Below are 18828 nucleotides of genomic sequence, written 5' to 3'. Positions count from 1 at the left end.
TGTCATTTCCAACAATTGTTGCGACTAAACAATAATTGCTGCGACAATCTCTATGTTGAGTTTACATAGAGTGCGCCTTTGTGACCGTTTCTCTTAAACAATCCAGAACCTTTAGCTTCCATGATGGCACCCTAAAAAACGAGGCAGAGCGCTTGGTCGTTTGGTGGTACGGGCCTATATTTAAGAACAATCGCTTACGAAGCGTCCCTAAAATCCATATCTTCTTAAGAACCATCGACCATGAAAATAACTTAGGAGGCGTGATGAGACGTGAGACTGTCTTAACGCATCTTGGGCTATTGAGAATAGGGTCAGTATGGGAAAAGGGCGTGAGTAGCTCGCGTATTGCCTACGAGGAAAGAAAATTCTCCGTTTCTTTTTCTCCAGGCGGCTGGCGAATTGTCACCTTAGATGATTTACGACAATCAGGACGAAGCCTCTATACCGCTTTTCATGACTCGAACTACTTACCCCAGAAAAATCAGCACAAAACATACCTGATTGAATTTGACCTTCCAGATGGCAAACACTTGCTCATCCCTTGCACAGAATTTTTTATTCGCGTTTACGGCCGATCTTCTGAAATCAAGCGAGTGCTCGCCACTTACCCTTGGGAAGAAGTCAAAAAACGTCTTTATCGACCGCTTGATGCGCCTGCATCCCCAGGTACGTGGCCTGTCAAATTTACCTATCATGTTCATAAACACGATGCCATTTTGCTCGCGCATATGTTGTACGATCCGTATGCCAAGCGCGCTGCAAAATATATATATTCACAATTTGAAACCAGCTCCACGCCAGATGAGATGCTTTTAAAAGCCACCCCATGGTTTCAAGGCAGCGGGGAAATCTCTGTTTCTGGCGTTCCAATTGATGGTGGCAACACATTCCTAGGCTTGCAGATATTAGGCTGTACGCAGCCCGATGGTGCCACGATCCACCGCGAAAGAGAGAAGTCAACGACAGTACCAGCCACCGATGGCGATGATGCTCCCACTCAATTTCCCTATCATCAGCTTCAAGACATCCCCGATGTCATTGACCTGACGGATGATGAAGAGCCCGACCATGGCTCTTCTTGGCTAGACCTTCCTGAGGACGAATTCGTTATTTTAGGTAAGCCTCGCGCCGTCTTGGATAAACGATATACTCGAAAAAATGTGCCCGATACACGAGGCGTCCCCGTTCCGGGTGACGAAACTATTTTCTCCACTGGGGAGCCGCATGGATCAGGAAAAGGGGTCGGACAGGCCTCTATTCATGCTCCTATTACACTGGAATCACAGGGCTTTCTACGTGATATGTGGAATGCGCTTCTCTATTTGCAATCGGCCTATCCCGAAACGATTCGTGGCGTTAGCTGGTTTACCTTTGAAGACGGCTTTAGCACTTCCCCCGACCCTCGGTTGATCAGCCTCGAACCTTTCGAAATAGACGAGGAGGTGGAAACGTCAGTCGCTAATTGGGTTTACATTGATACTCAGACCAAGGTACCTCGCGGGGTGCTCGTCGTTCGGGTGCATGTGTTAGATCAAACGCTCTATCTCATGGAGATCCAACGACGCCCTCCAAAACCCAGAGCTGGCGGTAGCGAGGAGGCATCCAAGCCTCCTTCCTATAAAGGTTTAGTCTTCACGCTGAGCCACCAAGGCAGCTTCGAGCAGTGGTTACGCCAAGTGCTGTCTAACGTGCGGCACGTAGAAGGTGTTGTCCAAAAACTAGTTGGTCACTGCCCAGGATTCGCCGATACGTTCAAGCACCCTAAATCCAAAAAGGAACAGATACCCTGCGAAGCCTCTGTGTTAAATGCTTTTAGCAAGGTCAGTATTGGTCGCAGTGACTTAGCATAGGTACTATTTGCCACCTTTATGAGTAGCGGTGTCTGTTTTGTCGCTAAGAGCAACCTGTACACCCCGTGTGCAGGTTGCTCTTCTGACGAAGAGCCGATACGGCCATCCCTTCAGTGGCGGGCGAGGATCTTCGCTGCGATGGGCGAAGTGATCATTTGAATCACGGCAAAAAAAGCGGCTGGAATCGCGATCTCTGATGGCAAGCCGGAAACAGCGACAAACGCTGCAGCGATGCTGAATTCCTTTTTACTGACCGTGAAAAGATAGGTAATCACCTCTTTGCGATCAGAGGTGAGTAACCGTGAGGACATACCTACCAGGTACCCAATCAAATTGAGGCACAGGGCCGCGCCCGCAATCACAAACGCATACCAGCCATAGCCAATGATCGTGGTGGCATTCGGCCCGACCACGGCGAGTAGGATCAGCAGATACAGAATCGACCCTATCCCTGCATACGCTGAATCATGCCGTGCAAAGAAAGCCGAGAACTTTGTACGCAAGCTGACCCCAATCACGGTAGGAAGAAGCACGATTAGTGTTAATTCAAGAATAATTGATCCAAGCGGCACGTCTAACTGAAGGCCGGTGAGCCATAAAAACAGGAAGGGAACAATAAACGGACATAACGCGGTGTTGACTGCGTTGAAAACAGCGGCAAGCGCCACATTGCCTTTTGCCATCAGTACCAAAAGAGGAGAGGACACATCTGTCGGCAGCGTGCCGAGCAAGGTTTGGCCAGCAGCCAGCGGGCCGCTTCCAAAAAATAGACGGCCCGTTAGCCACCCGGCAATCGACATAGGCCCATAGACCAGCCCCAATGCCAACAACTGCCGTGACGGCTTTCGGAACACGATGCGCACTGCATGCGCATCGAATGTGAGGCTGATAATCAACATCAGTAATGCCAGTAATGGCCCAATCGCGAACTTAAGCATTATTCCGGTGGCCGGAAAGAGTAAGCCTCCCCCCGCGACGACGATTACAAACCAGACAAGGTGCGCCTCGACAAAATAAATGAATCTACCCATGGTGGATTAGACGTTACCGGTTGAAGTGGATTGAGCCCCGCACCTAAAACATGATCACCTTCGGCCCAGCGCGCCATGGCTCGCTTGGTAGCTAGGGACGTGCTTCCCAATCCAGCGATGCAAATAGATAATGCTCAAGGGTTGAAGCTTTAGTTGCTAGAGGTTTTATAGTACCAAGAACAGATAATTCGAGAGAAGGTAACAGATGGGACATCATCATGATCATCCCCACATTGATCCTGCCTCTGGCGACCGGCGCGTCAGCATCTCCATTTGGGCCAATGGGCTCTTAACCATCGCTCAAATCGTCGGTGGCATTATGGCGGGGAGCCTATCGCTGATCGCTGATGCGTTACATAACTTTTCTGACATGGCAGCATTAGTCATTGCCTTTGCTGCTCGTAAAATCGCCAGACGGCCTGCCGATGTGCATATGACCTTTGGCTATGGCCGCATCGAGATAGTGGCAGCACTCATCAATTACACCACCCTCATTATTGTCGGTGTCTACCTGATTTACGAAGGCGCTATGCGGATGGTCGATCCCCCTGAGATAGAGGGATGGACGATCGTGATTATTGGTGGCGTCGCGCTCGTCGTCGATGCCCTTACCGCCATGCTCACGTGGTCAATGCAAAAAGAGAGTGTCAATATCCGCGCCCTTTTTCTGCATAACTTATCGGATGCGTTTGCCTCCATCGCCGTGATTATCGGTGGTTCGCTTATTTTACTGTACGACATGCGCTGGGTAGACCCCGCGATCACGATAGGGATTGCGCTATATATTCTTTACCTAGCCTTCTCTGAAATTGGCGGCCCTATCCGTACGCTAATGCTGGGATCTCCCCCGGACATTGACGGGCAGGCAGTCGTTGAGACCGTACGAGATATCGAGGGAGTCCAGGATATTCACCATGTGCATCTATGGCAGATGCAGGAAAACATGGCAGCCCTTGACTGCCACGTGGTTCTGACAGAAACCGGCTGGCAGCAGCTTGAATCCGTCAAAGCAGAGATCAAGGAGCAGCTTAAAATGCGCTTCAGTATTGCTCATTCCAGCCTAGAGTTTGAGCATAGTGACCACGCGCATCAAAATGCCAATCTATATGGGCATGAGTGACAGACCGAGGCCGGCTCCCAGCTCAGGTAGATAGCGAGCAGCTTACTCCCATAGCGATTGGCTTATTTTTCAACCCTACTTTTCCACCCCATCGTTGAGACAGAGAGAGAAACATGTTCAAAAAAGCGTCTTTTATATTGGCCGGTACGTTAATGCTGACCGCTGCGATCGTCGCCGTATCGAAGCCTGCCCTCTTAGACATGCAAGCTCAGGCAGCAAAAGAGAGCGGTGTCCAGGCCGAGGACTCCTTGGTGCGTTCACACTCCCCCATCTTGGGACGAGAAGACGCGCCGGTGACGATTGTGGAATTCTTCGATCCGGCTTGCGAAGCCTGCCGTGCTTTCTATCCCCTGACAAAAAGTATTCTGGAAACCTACCCAGAAAAAGTGCGGCTCATCGTGCGCTACACTCCTTTCCACGGCGACGTATCGGACAAGGCCATTCGGGTATTAGAAGTTGCTCGTCGTCAGGGCGTCTTTGAACCGGTACTGGAGAGGCTGCTGGCTCGCCAGGATCAATGGGCTTCACATGGCAGTTTTGATGAATCCGCTATCCTCGATATCGCGAGCCAAGGAGGCCTTGATTTAGCGGCTGCCGAAGAGCAACTGACTTCTGCTGAGGTGCAGGCGGTGATTGACCAAGACATGGCGGATGTCAGAGCCAATCAGATTCGCCAAACACCTACCTTTTTTGTCAATGGCGAGCCTTTAGACCCCTTTGGTATGCAAGAGCTGATTGATGCCGTCGAGAGTGAAGTAGCGGAGATCTCTGGGGAAGAGGATGGCCAGTGATGCAGCGCTGGTGGTTACTAGGCTTGGTGGGCTTTTACCCCTTGCTAGCCGAAGCCAATTGGCAAACGCATCTGTCATTGCCTCCGTCTGAACTTAGCCCTGTCAAGTTACAGGCGGCTAGCGAGCAAGAAGGCACATTACCGCTCGATAGCGTTGATACCCTAACCTTTGGGCGTGATGTCGTCATTGATACCACCCTCTACGAGGCCTTGGCAGCAGAAGGTGTCCCAACGCGTTTCGCCACTAAACTGGAAACACTGCTCAGCGAGTTTATCGCAGCGCCGCTGGAGTTTTCTGGCAGTGAACGTATTCAATTAGTGTGGGAGGAAGATCGACGCCAGGACGGCGCCCGTGTTGGGCCACCACGCCTCAGTTATGCCGCTCTGCCTGATCAGGCAGAGCCCTTGGAGGTCATATGGCCGGTCACCCAAAAGGGGGACGTAGCTCTTTTCAAAAGCGACACCCTGCTAGGCACGTTGCGGTTGCCCGTGCTTAGTGCCCGCTTAACGTCTCGCTTTGGGAATCGGCGACATCCTGTGTATGGAGGGATGCGTCCTCATAATGGAATTGACTTGGCTGCGCCGACAGGAACGCCGGTCATTGCCACCGCACCTGGGCGCGTATCCTTTATGGGTCGCCAAGGGGGATATGGGCAGGTGATCGAGGTGGAGCACGACACAGGGGCAATCAGTCGCTACACACACCTTAGCCGATTTTCCCCACAGCTAGTGGTTGGGGATTTAGTCAATGCGGGAGAGTCGCTCGGAGAGGTAGGTGCCTCTGGGGTCGCCACGGGGCCCAACCTACATTACGAAGTGAGAGTCAATAACCAGCCTGTTGACCCCCTTGGTCAAGGTCAACGCATCATGCTAGGCGAACAGCCGACTCAAAGTGAATATCAAGCGTCACTTTACGAGGCAAGAGATCGCTTAGAACAAGCTATCGGTACGGCGTCACTTTATGACTTGATCTCGTTTAACGAGCCGTAACCACTCGTGCTTAACAACGTTGCATGGGGGTTAGTAACGTGAACGTGCGCTTGTCTCGTTATGGAACCCAAGCCGTGTAATCACTCATCTATCACAACACAGGTAATCGGTATGGAAGAGGTTTCTCCCGTCACCATGGGGGTATTGGCAAGCCTTGCGGCGGGCTTGATGACGGCTGTAGGGGCGCTTCCTGTCTTGTTTACCAAAACACCGAATCGTGGTGTTCGCGATTTAGCGTTGGGGTTCGCCGCTGGTGTCATGCTAGCGGCCTCTTTCTTCTCACTGATCATACCCTCCTTAGAAGCCTCGGAGCTGCGTTATGGCGGTAGCGTGGTACCTGCTGCCATTGCTTGTGCGGCCATTTTGCTAGGGATTGGAATGGTCGCACTACTGAACGAGCTCTTACCTCATGAGCACTTCGAACAGGGGCGAGAAGGGCCAGAGGCTGCCTCACTACGCCGTATCTGGTTGTTTATTATTGCCATTACGATACACAACCTGCCAGAAGGGCTGGCCGTTGGCGTGGCCTTTGGCGCAGGGGGAAGCGAAGGAGGCATGCCGCTAGCGATTGGCATTGGACTTCAGAATGCCCCAGAAGGACTGGCCGTAGCAGTATCACTGCTAAGCGTGGGCTATTCACGTTGGCGGTCATGGACGATTGCCGCCCTTACGGGGCTTGTTGAGCCGTTGGGTGGCTTATTAGGCGCTGGAGTCATCAGCATGTCACAAGCGCTACTTCCCTGGGGTTTGGCCTTTGCGGCGGGAGCGATGCTGTATGTGATTAGTCATGAGATTATTCCCGAAACTCATCGGAGCGGGCACCAAAAAAAGGCCACGCTGGGCCTCTCCATCGGATTGGTACTCATGCTGTTTTTGGATGTTTCTCTGGGCTAACCAGTGGGCGTGGGGCGTAGCGTTAGTTCTAACCCAAGTCGTGAGCCCCTCCGTGCGATTTTTCAGTGATACAGAGCTGATGATCACTGATGACCTCAATGATTCGGCAGCTTTCCACTTTGCCACCGGCACACTGTGTGACCATCCGTTGAAGCTCCTCACGCAGTGCGGACAGTCGTTGAAGGCGGGATTCCACTTTCTTTAGGTGATGCGTGGCGATGGCATCGACTTCTTGGCAAGGCATGTCAGGTTGATCTGACATGGCCAAAAGCTCTCGCACTGACTCTACCGAAAAGCCAAAGTCTCGGGCATGACGAATAAAGGTCAAGCGCCGCACAGCGTCGTCTCCATAGCGGCGCTGCCCCCCACCGGTTCGTGTCGCATCGCGCAACAGCCCAATACGCTCGTAATAGCGAACCGTTTCAGGTTTGCAATCGGCTCGTCGTGCTAACTCACCAATGCTGATACTTTGCCCCATCATCGACATGGTAAAACTCCTTACGCAGGGCTTGAAGCTATAGTTGCTACAAGGTTTACACTGCGAAACCATAGCCCATTGGGAGAAGAGGCACCATGAAAACATCAACGCAGGCGACAGCGCCTACCTTTTTGACGCTGCGTGTTGAAGGCATGGACTGCGGCGGTTGTGAGCGCAAGGTCGTGTCGGCGCTAGAGCGGCTGGACGGCATTGAGGAAGTCACGGCAAGCTCGGTCACGGGATCGGTGAAGATTCATCACCACGATCACGGGGCCCCCTCGCGAAAGACCATTGAGGGCATCCTGAACGAACTAGGCTATCAAGTGGCTTCCCATGATGGCCAAACACACGCATCTGGCTCTGCATCCCCTTGGTGGCAAACCGCTAAAGGGCGCTTGGTCATTATCACAGGAAATCTGCTGATCGTGGCCTTCGCGCTTCGTTTAGCATGGCCTGCGCTGGGCAATGTGCCTTTCATTCTGGCTACGCTGGTCGGCTTAATGCCCATTGCGCAGAGTGCCTGGGGTGCCCTCAAGATGCGCAACCCCTTTACCATCGAGATGCTGATGTGCATCGCTGCGCTTGGCGCATTGGCCATCAATGCTGCTGCTGAAGCTGCGATGGTCGTGTTCTTGTTCGCCGTAGGTGAGCTACTCGAAGGGGTAGCTGCGTCACGGGCGCGCCGCAGTATCTCAGCCTTGGCAAACTTAACACCCTCAACGGCGAGGCTGATGGACAACGGCCATCTGCGTGATGTCTCGGCGGAGTCACTTAAACCCGGTCAGCGTGTGCTGGTGCGGCCCGGTGATCGCGTACCCTGCGATGGACGCATCCTGGTGGGCACCTCCGACATTGACGAGTCGCCGGTAAACGGCGAGTCCATACCTCGTTCGCGAGCGCCTGGTGATGACATTTTTGCTGGCACAGTGAATCTTGATGCCGCCCTGGAGGTGGAGGTAACACGAGGCGCTGATGACAATACGATCGCACGCGTTATTCGTCTGGTTGAAGAAGCACAGGCCGCCAAGGCACCGATAGCACGCTTTATTGATCGTTTTGCGTATTACTATATGCCCGCCGTCGTGTTACTCGCCCTACTGATGGCGATAGTGCCACCGCTGGTATCGACCATGGCATGGTCGGAGTCGATTTACCGTGCGTTAGCATTGCTGTTAATCGCATGCCCCTGCGCGTTAGTCATTTCCACCCCTGCCGCCATCGCCGCCGGTCTCTCGGCGGGAGCTCGGCGCGGACTACTGATCAAAGGGGGAGCCGTTCTTGAACAGTTAGGTAAGCTTCGCTTGGTGGCATTAGATAAAACGGGCACCCTCACTGCGGGTACCCCAAGAGTCACAGATGTGGAGTCTTGGATTGCTGAGGAAGACGATAACAGCGTATTGCGGCTCGCCGCCGCAATAGAGCGGGATTCCAGTCACCCTATCGCCACGGCTATCGTTGAGCATGCCCGACAGTCGGGCATCAACCTCCCCACCGTCACCGGCGGCCGCGCTCTGGCGGGGCGCGGTGTTTCCGGCCAGGTGGAGGGTCGCGAGCTGAGCTTAATGACGCCTCGTCACCTTCACGAGAAAGTCATCCTTGAGGAAAGTCTCAGTGCTCGGATTGTCGCGTTAGAAGAAGCCGGTAAGAGCCTCGCTCTCCTCGTCGAAGGCGAGCGTTTACTGGGCTTGATCGCGGTTCGCGATGAGCCACGCGAAGATGCCATGGAAGGCCTAGCGGCGCTATCCCGTTTAGGCGTACAGGCGGTCATGCTCAGCGGTGATAATGCCCGCACCGTCGCTGCCACGGGGGGTCGCTTAGGCATTGAAGCGTACGGCGAACTAATGCCTGAAGACAAGGCAGCGTATGTTCGAGACTGGCAAGCGGCAGGCCGTGGCCCCATCGGTAAAGTAGGCGATGGCATCAACGATGCACCGGCACTCGCGGCAGCAGATGTGGGTATCGCGATGGGGGGTGGCACGGATGTGGCGTTGGAAACCGCCGATGCAGCCTTGCTCAAGAACCGCGTTACCGGCATCGCTGAGCTGATAGACCTCTCTCGTGCCACGCTGCGCAATGTGAAAACCAACGTTGTTCTCGCCCTTGGCTTAAAAGCCATTTTCCTAGTTACAACGGCGCTGGGTATTACCGGCATGTGGATTGCGGTGATGGCCGATACCGGTGCTACCGTCCTGGTGACGTTGAACGCCATGCGACTGCTGGGTTACCGCTTTTCGCCCAGTACCGCAATGACAGGCCTGTCACAAGGAAAAACAACGTCATGAGAACAGCGCCAAACGATAGCCCTTCACGTCGCTGGCCATGGTTCACATTAGCTTGCGTGATGGCTCTAGCCGATCAACTGGTCAAGGAAATTGTGCATGCCCAGATGTCGTTTGGCCAAGTCATTCCGCTAACGCCGTTTTTTAACTGGGTTTATACCGGGAACACAGGAGCCGCTTTCAGCTTTCTCGCAGAAGCAGGGGGTTGGCAGCGCTACCTCTTTCTTGGTTTAGCGTTGGTGGTGGTCGTCGTATTGGTTGTGCAGCTATGCAAACCCCTGTCGCGCTTGGAGGCCTGTGCGTACAGCCTGATTCTTGGCGGCGCGCTCGGTAATACCGTTGATCGCTTAGCGCGAGGGTACGTCGTCGACTATCTGGACATTTACTGGGGCGAATGGCATTGGCCCGCCTTTAACATGGCCGATATCGCTCTGTTTGCAGGTGTATTGATGTTCGCAGTGGCATTATGGCGTGAAAGTCCTGCTTTTAAGCGCTCTGAGTAACGCTATGGATGTGGTCGATAAAGATAAAGAATATACGCTTTTTGCTGGGCGCTCCTCACCAATAGTCGATTGCGTTGTAGCGCTCGCCGCTGGGGTACTGACCACCTTGAGTGCCGCCCCCTTTTCCCTATGGTGGCTTGGCCCAGTGGCCGTGGCACTGGTCTATTGGAAGATACAGTCGCTAACGCCCGCCATGGCCACCCTGCGTGGGTGGTGCTATGGGGTAGGCCTGTTCGGTTCTGGCACATCGTGGGTCTTCGTTGCTATTCACGATTTCAGTGGCACCGGGGCCTTGGTGGCGATGCTCCTCACCACTCTTTTTGTCAGCGCCCTGGCGCTCTTCTTTGCAATCCCCTTTGGGCTCTATCGGCGCATCACGGGGCCACGGTTAGCCTGTCTTAGCTTTGCCGGTATGTGGGTGGTGAGCGAATGGCTACGCACCTGGTTGCTCACCGGCTTTCCCTGGTTATTGCTGGGCACCTCTCAGATTGATTCTCCACTAGCCCCATGGGCGCCCGTTGGTGGTGTGTACTTGCTGTCACTCATGACCGCGCTGACAGGTACGTTAGGGGTAGAGGTACTGCGTCGCCGCTGGAGTTTCCTTGTCCCGATGGCCGCCTTGTGGATCGTTCCATTCCTATTGCCCGCCCAATGGACAACCCCGGCTGGCAAGCCCATCCGGGTGGCATTGCTGCAAGGGAATCTTGACCAGCGCATTAAGTGGACTGCCCAAGGGCAGCGCGAAGCAATCAGTATCTACACGACGATGACACGGGAGCAAGCAAGGGATATCGATCTCATCGTTTGGCCTGAGGCAGCCCTTCCCATGCTTGAGCAGGAAGCACAGCAAATACTTGAGCAAGTAGCGTCCGACCTGGGGCCTGACACCGCCTTGTTGACCGGCATTTTGCAACGCGACAGTGAAGGGCGCTCTTATAACAGCGTCATAGGGCTAAATGATGTGCAGGGCGAATACCAGAAGGCGCACTTGGTGCCCTTTGGCGAGTATTTGCCATTCCAAAGTCTCCTCGCTGGCACCCTTGCTTTTTTCGACTTGCCAGTACCTCGCCTGACCCCAGGGTCAGGCGAACAGGCTCCGTTACACGTGGCTGGAGCCACCATTGGCAATGCCATTTGTTACGAAATCATTTTTGCCGACCATGTCGCCCAACAGGCGCGTAATGCCGAGCTGCTATTAACGGTTTCCAACGATACGTGGTTTGGGCGCTCCATTGGCCCACACCAACATCTTCAAATGGCGCGTCTACGTGCCTTAGAAAATGGTCGTCACCTACTTCGAGCTACCAGTAATGGCGTGACGGCCATCATCGATTCACAAGGTCACGTCACAGCCCGTGCCCCACAGTTTGAACAGGCCAGTTTAACGGGCGAGGTGACCCCGATGCAGGGCCTAACTCCTTTCACACGCACCGGTAGTGGCCCCGCTTGGATACTCGCTGCGGTGCTGACACTGCTCGGGTTACAACTGAACTTATCTCGATCAAAAAACGACGCATTAGATGAAAAAGGAACCTAGCGATGCTCTTGGCAAAGAACGCAGCAATACTTAAGAGATTCCTCCCATGGCCAATGCAGATCGGCTTCATCGTGAGTGTGATGGTTTCGTTTCTGGCATGGCTCCCTGTCGCCATGGCGGCACAACCTTCCACTGCCCAGGAGACGGAATGGCCCAAGGGGCATTACCCGCTACCTGAGGAAGGCAATATTATCGGAGAGGCTGACACCTTCATCGTGAAGAATTACGAGGATACTCTGATTGATATTGCCAGACGTCACAACCTTGGCTACCAGGAGATTGTACGTGCTAACCCAGAGGTCAGTATTTGGGTGCCCGGAGTGGGTACTGAAGTAACCATTCCAGGACGCTTCATCCTGCCGAATGTCGAGCGTACTGGGGTCGTCATCAATATCGCCGAGCTGCGGCTTTACTACTACCCAGATGTCAAAACCGGTGAGACACCGCGCGTTGAGACCTATCCTATCGGCATCGGTCGCGAAGGGTTTGATACACCCCTTGGTGTGACCGAGACCACCATGAACATTAAAAACCCCGCATGGTACCCGCCTGAGTCGGTAAAACGTGAAGCGGAAGCACGCGGCGAAACCGCACCAAGCGTTGTACCGCCCGGCCCCGATAACCCGCTAGGAGACCATGCCATCATCCTAGGCTTCGATGGCTATTTGATTCACGGCACCAACCAGCCCGATGGCATTGGCATGCGCGCAAGCCGAGGTTGTATCCGCATGTTACCCAAAGACATCGAATCTATATTTGACCGCATTCCACCCGGCACCCAAGTCAACATCATCAATCAGCCGATCAAGATAGGTTGGGAAGGCGGTCAGCCGCTGATTCAAGCCTTTCCGCCGCTTGGAGAAGAAGAGCACAGTATGACCGCACTCACAGAGACCATGACACGCCTTAACCAATACAATGTCGATAACGTAAACCTCGATTACGAGCAGCTCAGCGATGTCCTGTCACTCTCTAACGGGCTTATAACCCCACTACATCCAAAGCAGGAACAGGAGCCACAGCGCCACAGCCCAGAAGAGAAGGCTATCAAGGGCATTTATGAAGACCTGGTTTTGACGTCATCTCAACGGTCATGACACGCCTTTTGGCACCCCGTTGAGCCCTGGCATATAGGTAGAGAGCCATAGCCCCGTCCAAACGGCGGGGCGACATTCGCCTACAGAGTCGCGGGGCCCTCCAAGTGACTGCGCGCTATCAGTGTCTTAGCACTCAATATCCAGAGGCAGCCAGTAGGTAACGCCACCCACTACCACCTGTATCCCGTCTGTCGTCCGCTCTACGGTCTGTTGTCGAAGCATTTTCTGCGTTAATTTTGTGTCATGGAAATACTCCATGGCAGCAACGATCCATGCCTCCCTCCAGGCCTCTCCTTGATCAGCACACCGGGCCATCGTCATCAGGGTGCGGGCTAGTGTTTCTTTTCGCCGCTTTCTTGCCCGTTTTACATCCACCCGAGGAGCCAACGTGGTGGCATGTTGGCGATTTAAGAAATTAGTAAACCCCGTGACCGAGGCTGCTTGTCCGGGCACCGCATGCAAATAGTTGTCCACATCGCCCTGTTGAGGCAGTCGCTGCCCCTCCCGGTCAGTAGCGAGTAGCAATGCGGCTGCCGCTCTTAGTGCAAGTCGTGCGGAGGTGTGGGACGTTTTGCCCGCCTCTATACGGGTTTCCAATTGCAGCCAATAGGCTTGCAGCACTTGGTCTGATAGCGAAGCGAACGGCATAGAACTGAGACACGCTTGAATACGTCTTTTCTCTGAGTCGATCCGCTTTGCTTGGTGATCCGGCTCTACCCCTTGCTCTTCATGCAACCATCGCATGGGAAGCCTCACACGCCGCAAGCCCTCCGCCCCGAAGTGATGAAGTAGCTCCGAGTAGCTCGGTATCCGTGACCATGCCTGGTCGAGCTCAAGGAAGAACGAGAAGAAATGATTGATCTTGAGGGCAGCCTTATGCGGCCCAGTGATACGAATCAGCCATTCACCAAATTCCCCAAAGGCCTCACTTAACGCTTTGGTAGTGATACCGGCTTGGCCAATGGTGATGCGTTTACGGCATGTTCGCGTCCAATAGCAGGGCTCACAGGCATCACCTCGACCCGCTGGCATGGGATTACCACACGATGGGCAGGCAATTTCCCCTTGCTCATTACAGGCTTTGCACAACGCATCCCCGTTGGGTGCCACCACCAATAAACGATGTCGACGACATGCAGAACAGGTACCGTGGTCTGCTGTCGAACAGCGTGGACATAAGCGATGATCATGCCCCATACGCGCCACTCGGGTAAGACGTTGAGATGCTTTCCCACACGCCTCGCAGGGCTCTGGTTCTTTGAAATAGGGAGCGCAGGCGATACAGACAGGGCCGTAGGGAGTGACCTTGCCGATGTTGTAGTCTGAACTGGCTTTTCCACATCGTGCACACGGTTTGTCAACGTTGCACTGACGACAGACGGCGTCTGGGTCATTCTTAGGCAGACGGGCTAACTCACCACATCGTGGGCACATCCGCCGCTTAAACACACGAGCATAGCAAGTTGAACAGTAGCCGTGCCCTTTATGGCGTCGCCACAATTTGGAGACTTCTCGGCCACACTCATCGCAGTCGACCGTTTGGTGTTGATTCAAGAGGTTGGCTCCGCTTTCATTCTGCGTTTTAAACGCGCCCATGAGGCTCTAACAGCGCGTTCCGACATGGGGCGCAAGCCGGGGGAACACGGCGGCGATGCGGCCCATGAGGGTGGTGAGATAACCGTGATAGCAGCGGCAACAACACAACGGGGGGCGACCTTCGGGGATCATGAAGCGCGCTCGTTTTGACATTGCACGCGACCAGAACGCTGAACGTTTCTTCAAGGCCCATACTGAGCAAGCGTTCCAACGCTACCAATAAGGCACTACGCTCGCTGACAGCCAGCAGCTCAAACGCCAGGCCAGACACAGGCATTCGGCAATCCGTAACCGAAATGCCCAATGAAAGAAGCGCATCGGCCAGGGGTGACACAGGCCGCCGACTTGCACGCCGTATAACGCCAATAAAAAAGGCCACCATAGAAAACCAATCGGCGGGTGCGATAGAGGCCTGCCTAAACGTCACCTTATCCTGTTCTAACACACGATCAGCCATCACTTGAACACTGAACGCTTCAGGTAAAGGCGACGTGCATACCGCCTTTCTAAAATCGTTATGACACCGGCTGCATTGAGCTAAATGTTGATCTTCCGCTGTCAGGCGATGGGGCTCTATAGGGGCCTTGCATGCTGGGCACTCATCTACCAGCTGCACCCCATGAAAGCGGCACCCAGTGTGCCAAGCGAATCGCCAGTGCCGGCGCAAGTAGGGGGTTGAGTCCTCTGCCAAGCACAACGTGCATACCTGTTGTCCTCCATGGCGGGTTCGATTTCGGCTGCCGAGTGCCAACAACCAGGGCCAAGTCCGGGTTTCCGGTAACGAGTAACCGACCACTTTCTCACAATCGTCCCGCATCCCCGCTTTCTGAAACTTAGCGGAAGATATCCCCGAGGCATTCACTAATGGGCGCATTCTTGCGAGGGGTATTTCCCTATCAATGTCCCTCGTCCATATACGCCATGTTGGCCAAATAGCCCCGGTGAGCGACAAAGGATCACACCCCTGTCGCAACGCCGCCCGAACGAGCCATGATGAAAGGGACTCCTCAGGCAGCAGGGGCACACTCAGCGCCCAGGTCATTACAGCATCACTTCCCTAATGCCACGGGTGGGCCGCACCCATGATTTACTCTGAATAATTTTCTCATCGATGCACTCAGCTCCAGACAAAATAGCGGCATTTGCACACTCAATCAGCAGCCGGTGCAGGTCACCCAAATTACCGCCAGAAATCGCGTGGAGCTGGGTCGCCAATTGGGGCTCATGCAGTTGGGAAGGATGTTTGAGAGGTAATATCTTCTCAAAGCCAGCGAGCAGCTTCTGAAACTCCTGATTGAGCTCCCACTTTGGTAACGCGACCACATCAAAGCGACTCGCATGCTGTGGGTCTGAATGCAGCACACGCACAGCATCTTGCGTCCCCACACCAACGATGGGAATCATTAGCTCATTGCATAAAAGCTTAATGGCATTCATCGTTTCGCGCTGCTTAACAGCACCACCGGTTAACAGAGAGTGAAACTCATCGATGATCAGTAAGCGCGTATGGCAAGCACGCAGTTGATGAATCACCTGGTAGCGCAGCTTGGGAACAGGATCTGTAGGCCGGTAGGGAGCCCAGAAACTCTCTAGCACTGCGATATACAGACTTTTCTCATCGGCACTCGGGGGAGCCTGAGTGACAACAACAGGCTTCACGGGCTCTACGTCTTCATTCACGTAGCCTTCACCGTACTGCTTACGAAACCGTTGAACGATGGTTGTCTTTCCGTTGTTGGAGTCACCCACGAGCAAGAGGTTAGGCATACGAGGACGACTGGGCTTCTCCATCAACCCACGCATGACCTCAATGACACGATTGGCCAATGGATAGCCCAACCAGCGCGGTTGATCCATAAACTCCATTCGCTCTTTAGCGGACAGCCCCAAGACGTGACGAAGATCAGGATGAAGGTGTGTGCTCATGCTATGTCCCAGTTCACATCGATATCACCCGTTAAAAGACCGTCCCCTTGAGCGGGTGTCTCTTTAGGGGCCGCAGTTGAGGGCGCATGTAAAAGGGGATCTGCAGGCGTCACCTTCTTCTCATGCTCTTTACGTCGTTGTGCCTGACGGCGACTTCGCTTAGTACGTGCTTGCGACTCCTCCACATGGGTTCGCAGCTCACTAATAGCGCGTAGAATTTCAGTCTCATTGACCGAGTTTCTTCCTTCCTGCCGAAGGCGCGCTTTAGCTTGGGCATACTCCCAAACACTCATCGAGGGGAGGGCAAGATTGGCAAAGGGCACGCGAAAATAGTGCCCGAGCTCCGGGTCTTTGAACCAAATGACACTAATGTCGCGAGGGTCGCGCCGGAAAACAAAGGTGCGTTTCTTGTCTGGCATGTCTGGATCTTTGGCATTGATCCAAGGTCTTAGCGCTTCATCGTAATAGTTTATGCCATCGATGGTCACACCAAAGGTCTGGATCGTACGCTGAAAGCTGGGCAAAAAATCGAGCAATACAGAGAGCCTGTCAGCAGGCCTCGGCGCTAATCCCACTCCCTGCACATCCGCATTGCCAAACACACCAATTTCCCACTTTTTCATCGGCGACATACCAATCCCAGAATGAAGGCGCTGGTGGTAAACCTTGCAAATCAACGTCACCAGCCACTCTTCAAACTCGCTTTTCGTCATGGCCGCGTGTTTCTCTGGATCGTACCCCTCTTTCTGTTTAATGGAGGAAAAGGTCGTCCCAGGCAGGTTATGAATTTCTTTGAGAAGAGAGCCCAGCACCCGCTCAATGTGGCCACCATAACGAGGCTGCTTAACAGGCCGAAACTCAAGATTAATCCCATAGGCTAGGCATGAGCGCCTAAACGTCTCTGAGCGAAAATCTGGGCCGTTATCCACATGAATCGTGGCGGGTGTGCCCCATACCGGCCACTCAGCCTCCACATTATGCAGTAGCAACCACTCATCTTTAGGAAGCATGGAGTGTGCCACACACATGCCGACAGATGTTTCAGAGGGCGGGTCAAACGACAAGTAATACCCCGTGACTATGCGAGTAAACACGTCCATGGCCAACGTAATCCATGGGCGACCAATCGGCTTGCGATACACGTCATCGACCAAAATAATATCGGCAGGCGTGTGGTCAATCTGCATGACGGCTAACGGATAGTCCGCATTGGGAAATTTTCCGGCAGCCGGCTGAAACTTATTAATCGCTTTCTCTCTAAAGCCATGACCACGCAACCGATCACGCTCTGGAATGTCACGCAGACGAGCACGAACGGTACCAGGGCTCGGCGGGTCGATGCGCCGCTCATGGCAACGCCGCATGACTTCCTGTACCGCCTTTTGTGCAGACGGACGCTGCAGCGTCAAATACACCTCTTTGATGACTTCCTGAATCACTGCCTCGGCATGCGCGGGAATACGCGACTTTCCCTTCTTCCACCCTGGCTTTTGAGGAATCAATGCGAGCACCGAGCCCGTCGCTTTATACCGCTTCAACCAACGGTAGATCGTAGCCGTATCAACCCCCGTTTGTTTCGCACGCTCCTCCGCTGCATCCCGCCCCACCGTATGGCGATCCACCAAGGGCTTAATGATGGAAAAGCGATGCTCGGCCTCCCGCCAATCGGCATCCCCAATCTCGGACATATCCTGCTCAGGGGATACGGACCCGCTATTGAGAGGCGCTAGTTCTTTGATGCGAAGCGGGCAACTACGCCCGGACTCAACGGCAATGCCAATGACTGTCTCAAAATCGAGCACCTGGGAAATTCGGTAAACGGTGCCATCTTTCTGAACCTGCTCACCCACCATAATCTGCAAGTGTTGGCGTGTTTGGGCGACGCCGTTATTGGGTTCAGTTGCGCTGCCACGATGGTTATTCATAATCGGGTACCCATACCTCCGATAGAGGACTGAAGGATTGGGCCATATCGCAATCTAACTGCCGAGTCGCCAGTAGATGCCATAAATGCGCAATCCCCTCTGCCCGGTAAATATCGCCCATAAAGTGCCGAGAAAGCAGGTAATCCAAGGTCGCCACCCCCATTTCCCTCACCGTGTTGAGGACTGCCTGGCTTTCGACAGAGGGAAACACCATCCGCTTGTAGCGCGCTAGGAAGGTAATGTTGTCCAAGGTCTTATCACGAATGCGGCTTTCATCATGAATGCGAAACGCCCAGCCCTCATTGTTGGCATGCCGTATCGCCGCCTTCCATTTAGGCGACCATTCACGCCAATGTGCTTGCCACTTTTCCCGTGGTTTGACCTCCACCAGGAGAGGTTTTGGGTAATCCCTGTAATGACGGTTACCGAGACGGTAATAAACCAAATAGTCAGGTGTGTAGGTGTAGCGCCTACCGGTCACGGGATGATGAAACGGGATCTCGCACGGCTGGGATATCACACCAAGGACGCTCACATCAAAGTCAGCCTTGATGAGGAAATCACGTTCGAGCGTCGACTCGAACGCAATAGACTCCTCCCCGCGAAAGGCATAGTAGCCAGACACACTTCGTCGGGTAGGGCCGATTTTACGAACGGATGTAGGCAGTGGCATGGGCAGTCGCACCAAATGTTGAATAAAACAAGACCTGTCGCATCAATTGCTATTAATTCTGTCGCACTCAATCCTGTACAGACTACCATAATAGCCCGATATTACGCCCTGAGGGTCGCACTAATTGCTGAAAATGACA

General features: G+C 53.8%; 16 protein-coding genes. 9 read left to right on the top strand and 7 right to left on the bottom strand.

The window, feature by feature from the left end:
- The first annotated feature begins 80 nt into the window (after nt 1-80).
- Complete coding sequence (locus QIT27_RS16850) at nt 81-1850, top strand: hypothetical protein (RefSeq protein WP_128082404.1); 1770 nt, start codon at nt 81-83, stop codon at nt 1848-1850.
- 110 nt (nt 1851-1960) lie between these two features.
- Here QIT27_RS16850 and QIT27_RS16845 read toward each other — a convergent pair whose 3' ends face one another.
- Complete coding sequence (locus QIT27_RS16845) at nt 1961-2881, bottom strand: bile acid:sodium symporter family protein (protein ID WP_039175778.1); 921 nt, start codon at nt 2879-2881, stop codon at nt 1961-1963.
- A gap of 205 nt (nt 2882-3086) precedes the next feature.
- Between QIT27_RS16845 and QIT27_RS16840 the strand changes: the two genes are divergently transcribed.
- The 4 genes from QIT27_RS16840 (at nt 3087) to QIT27_RS16825 (ending at nt 6675) form a co-directional block, all read left to right on the top strand.
- Nucleotides 3087-4001 (top strand): cation diffusion facilitator family transporter, encoded by a 915-nt coding sequence (locus QIT27_RS16840; RefSeq protein ID WP_027965780.1) that lies wholly within the window; start codon nt 3087-3089, stop codon nt 3999-4001.
- Nucleotides 4002-4114: 113 nt separating this feature from the next.
- Complete coding sequence (locus QIT27_RS16835; protein ID WP_022521292.1) at nt 4115-4792, top strand: DsbA family protein; 678 nt, start codon at nt 4115-4117, stop codon at nt 4790-4792.
- The gene (locus QIT27_RS16830; protein WP_051233885.1) at nt 4792-5781 is read left to right on the top strand and encodes a M23 family metallopeptidase; all 990 of its coding nucleotides are present in this window, start codon (nt 4792-4794) and stop codon (nt 5779-5781) included. Before QIT27_RS16835 ends, QIT27_RS16830 begins: the two co-directional genes overlap by 1 nt.
- Nucleotides 5782-5892: 111 nt before the next feature.
- On the top strand, nt 5893-6675 hold the full coding sequence (locus QIT27_RS16825; RefSeq protein ID WP_027965781.1) for a ZIP family metal transporter: 783 nt from the start codon (nt 5893-5895) through the stop codon (nt 6673-6675).
- 28 nt (nt 6676-6703) lie between these two features.
- Here QIT27_RS16825 and QIT27_RS16820 read toward each other — a convergent pair whose 3' ends face one another.
- The gene (locus tag QIT27_RS16820; RefSeq protein ID WP_127062889.1) at nt 6704-7162 is read right to left on the bottom strand and encodes a MerR family transcriptional regulator; all 459 of its coding nucleotides are present in this window, start codon (nt 7160-7162) and stop codon (nt 6704-6706) included.
- 86 nt (nt 7163-7248) lie between these two features.
- Between QIT27_RS16820 and QIT27_RS16815 the strand changes: the two genes are divergently transcribed.
- The 4 genes from QIT27_RS16815 to QIT27_RS16800 are packed head-to-tail and all read left to right on the top strand — an operon-like array spanning nt 7249 to nt 12569.
- A complete protein-coding gene (locus QIT27_RS16815; protein ID WP_233974133.1) occupies nt 7249-9435 on the top strand; it encodes a heavy metal translocating P-type ATPase in 2187 nt (728 codons plus the stop codon).
- Nucleotides 9432-9935 (top strand): signal peptidase II, encoded by a 504-nt coding sequence (lspA, locus tag QIT27_RS16810; RefSeq protein WP_016916426.1) that lies wholly within the window; start codon nt 9432-9434, stop codon nt 9933-9935. Before QIT27_RS16815 ends, lspA begins: the two co-directional genes overlap by 4 nt.
- A 4-nt stretch (nt 9936-9939) precedes the next feature.
- The gene (gene lnt, locus QIT27_RS16805; protein WP_285264473.1) at nt 9940-11472 is read left to right on the top strand and encodes an apolipoprotein N-acyltransferase; all 1533 of its coding nucleotides are present in this window, start codon (nt 9940-9942) and stop codon (nt 11470-11472) included.
- A 53-nt stretch (nt 11473-11525) separates the two neighbouring features.
- Nucleotides 11526-12569, top strand: a complete 1044-nt coding sequence (locus tag QIT27_RS16800) for a L,D-transpeptidase family protein (protein ID WP_016916424.1) — start codon at nt 11526-11528, stop codon at nt 12567-12569.
- 126 nt (nt 12570-12695) lie between these two features.
- Here the strand turns inward: QIT27_RS16800 and QIT27_RS16795 are convergent, their stop codons facing one another.
- The 5 genes from QIT27_RS16795 to QIT27_RS16780 all read right to left on the bottom strand — a co-directional run bounded on the left by QIT27_RS16795 (nt 12696) and on the right by QIT27_RS16780 (nt 18689).
- Entirely contained in the window at nt 12696-13601 is a 906-nt protein-coding gene (locus tag QIT27_RS16795; RefSeq protein ID WP_016916423.1) for a hypothetical protein, read from the bottom strand.
- A gap of 550 nt (nt 13602-14151) precedes the next feature.
- Nucleotides 14152-15207, bottom strand: coding sequence for a TniQ family protein (locus QIT27_RS17045; protein WP_350338778.1), 1056 nt, complete (start codon nt 15205-15207; stop codon nt 14152-14154).
- Entirely contained in the window at nt 15207-16091 is an 885-nt protein-coding gene (locus QIT27_RS16790; RefSeq protein ID WP_022521282.1) for a TniB family NTP-binding protein, read from the bottom strand. The genes QIT27_RS17045 and QIT27_RS16790 overlap by 1 nt, the downstream gene beginning before the upstream one ends.
- A complete protein-coding gene (locus QIT27_RS16785; protein ID WP_285264472.1) occupies nt 16088-18016 on the bottom strand; it encodes a TnsB C-terminal domain-containing protein in 1929 nt (642 codons plus the stop codon). Before QIT27_RS16785 ends, QIT27_RS16790 begins: the two co-directional genes overlap by 4 nt.
- Nucleotides 18009-18689 carry a heteromeric transposase endonuclease subunit TnsA gene (locus QIT27_RS16780; RefSeq protein WP_022521280.1) on the bottom strand — a complete coding sequence of 227 codons (681 nt, stop codon included), beginning with the start codon at nt 18687-18689 and terminating at the stop codon, nt 18009-18011. Before QIT27_RS16780 ends, QIT27_RS16785 begins: the two co-directional genes overlap by 8 nt.
- Nucleotides 18690-18828 lie beyond the last annotated feature (139 nt).

Origin of the sequence: Halomonas sp. LC1, from assembly GCF_030247125.1 — a bacterium.
Taxonomy (GTDB): Bacteria; Pseudomonadota; Gammaproteobacteria; order Pseudomonadales; family Halomonadaceae; genus Vreelandella.
The sequence above is the reverse complement of the archived record's forward strand: the minus strand, read 5'-3'. Positions and strand labels throughout refer to the sequence as shown.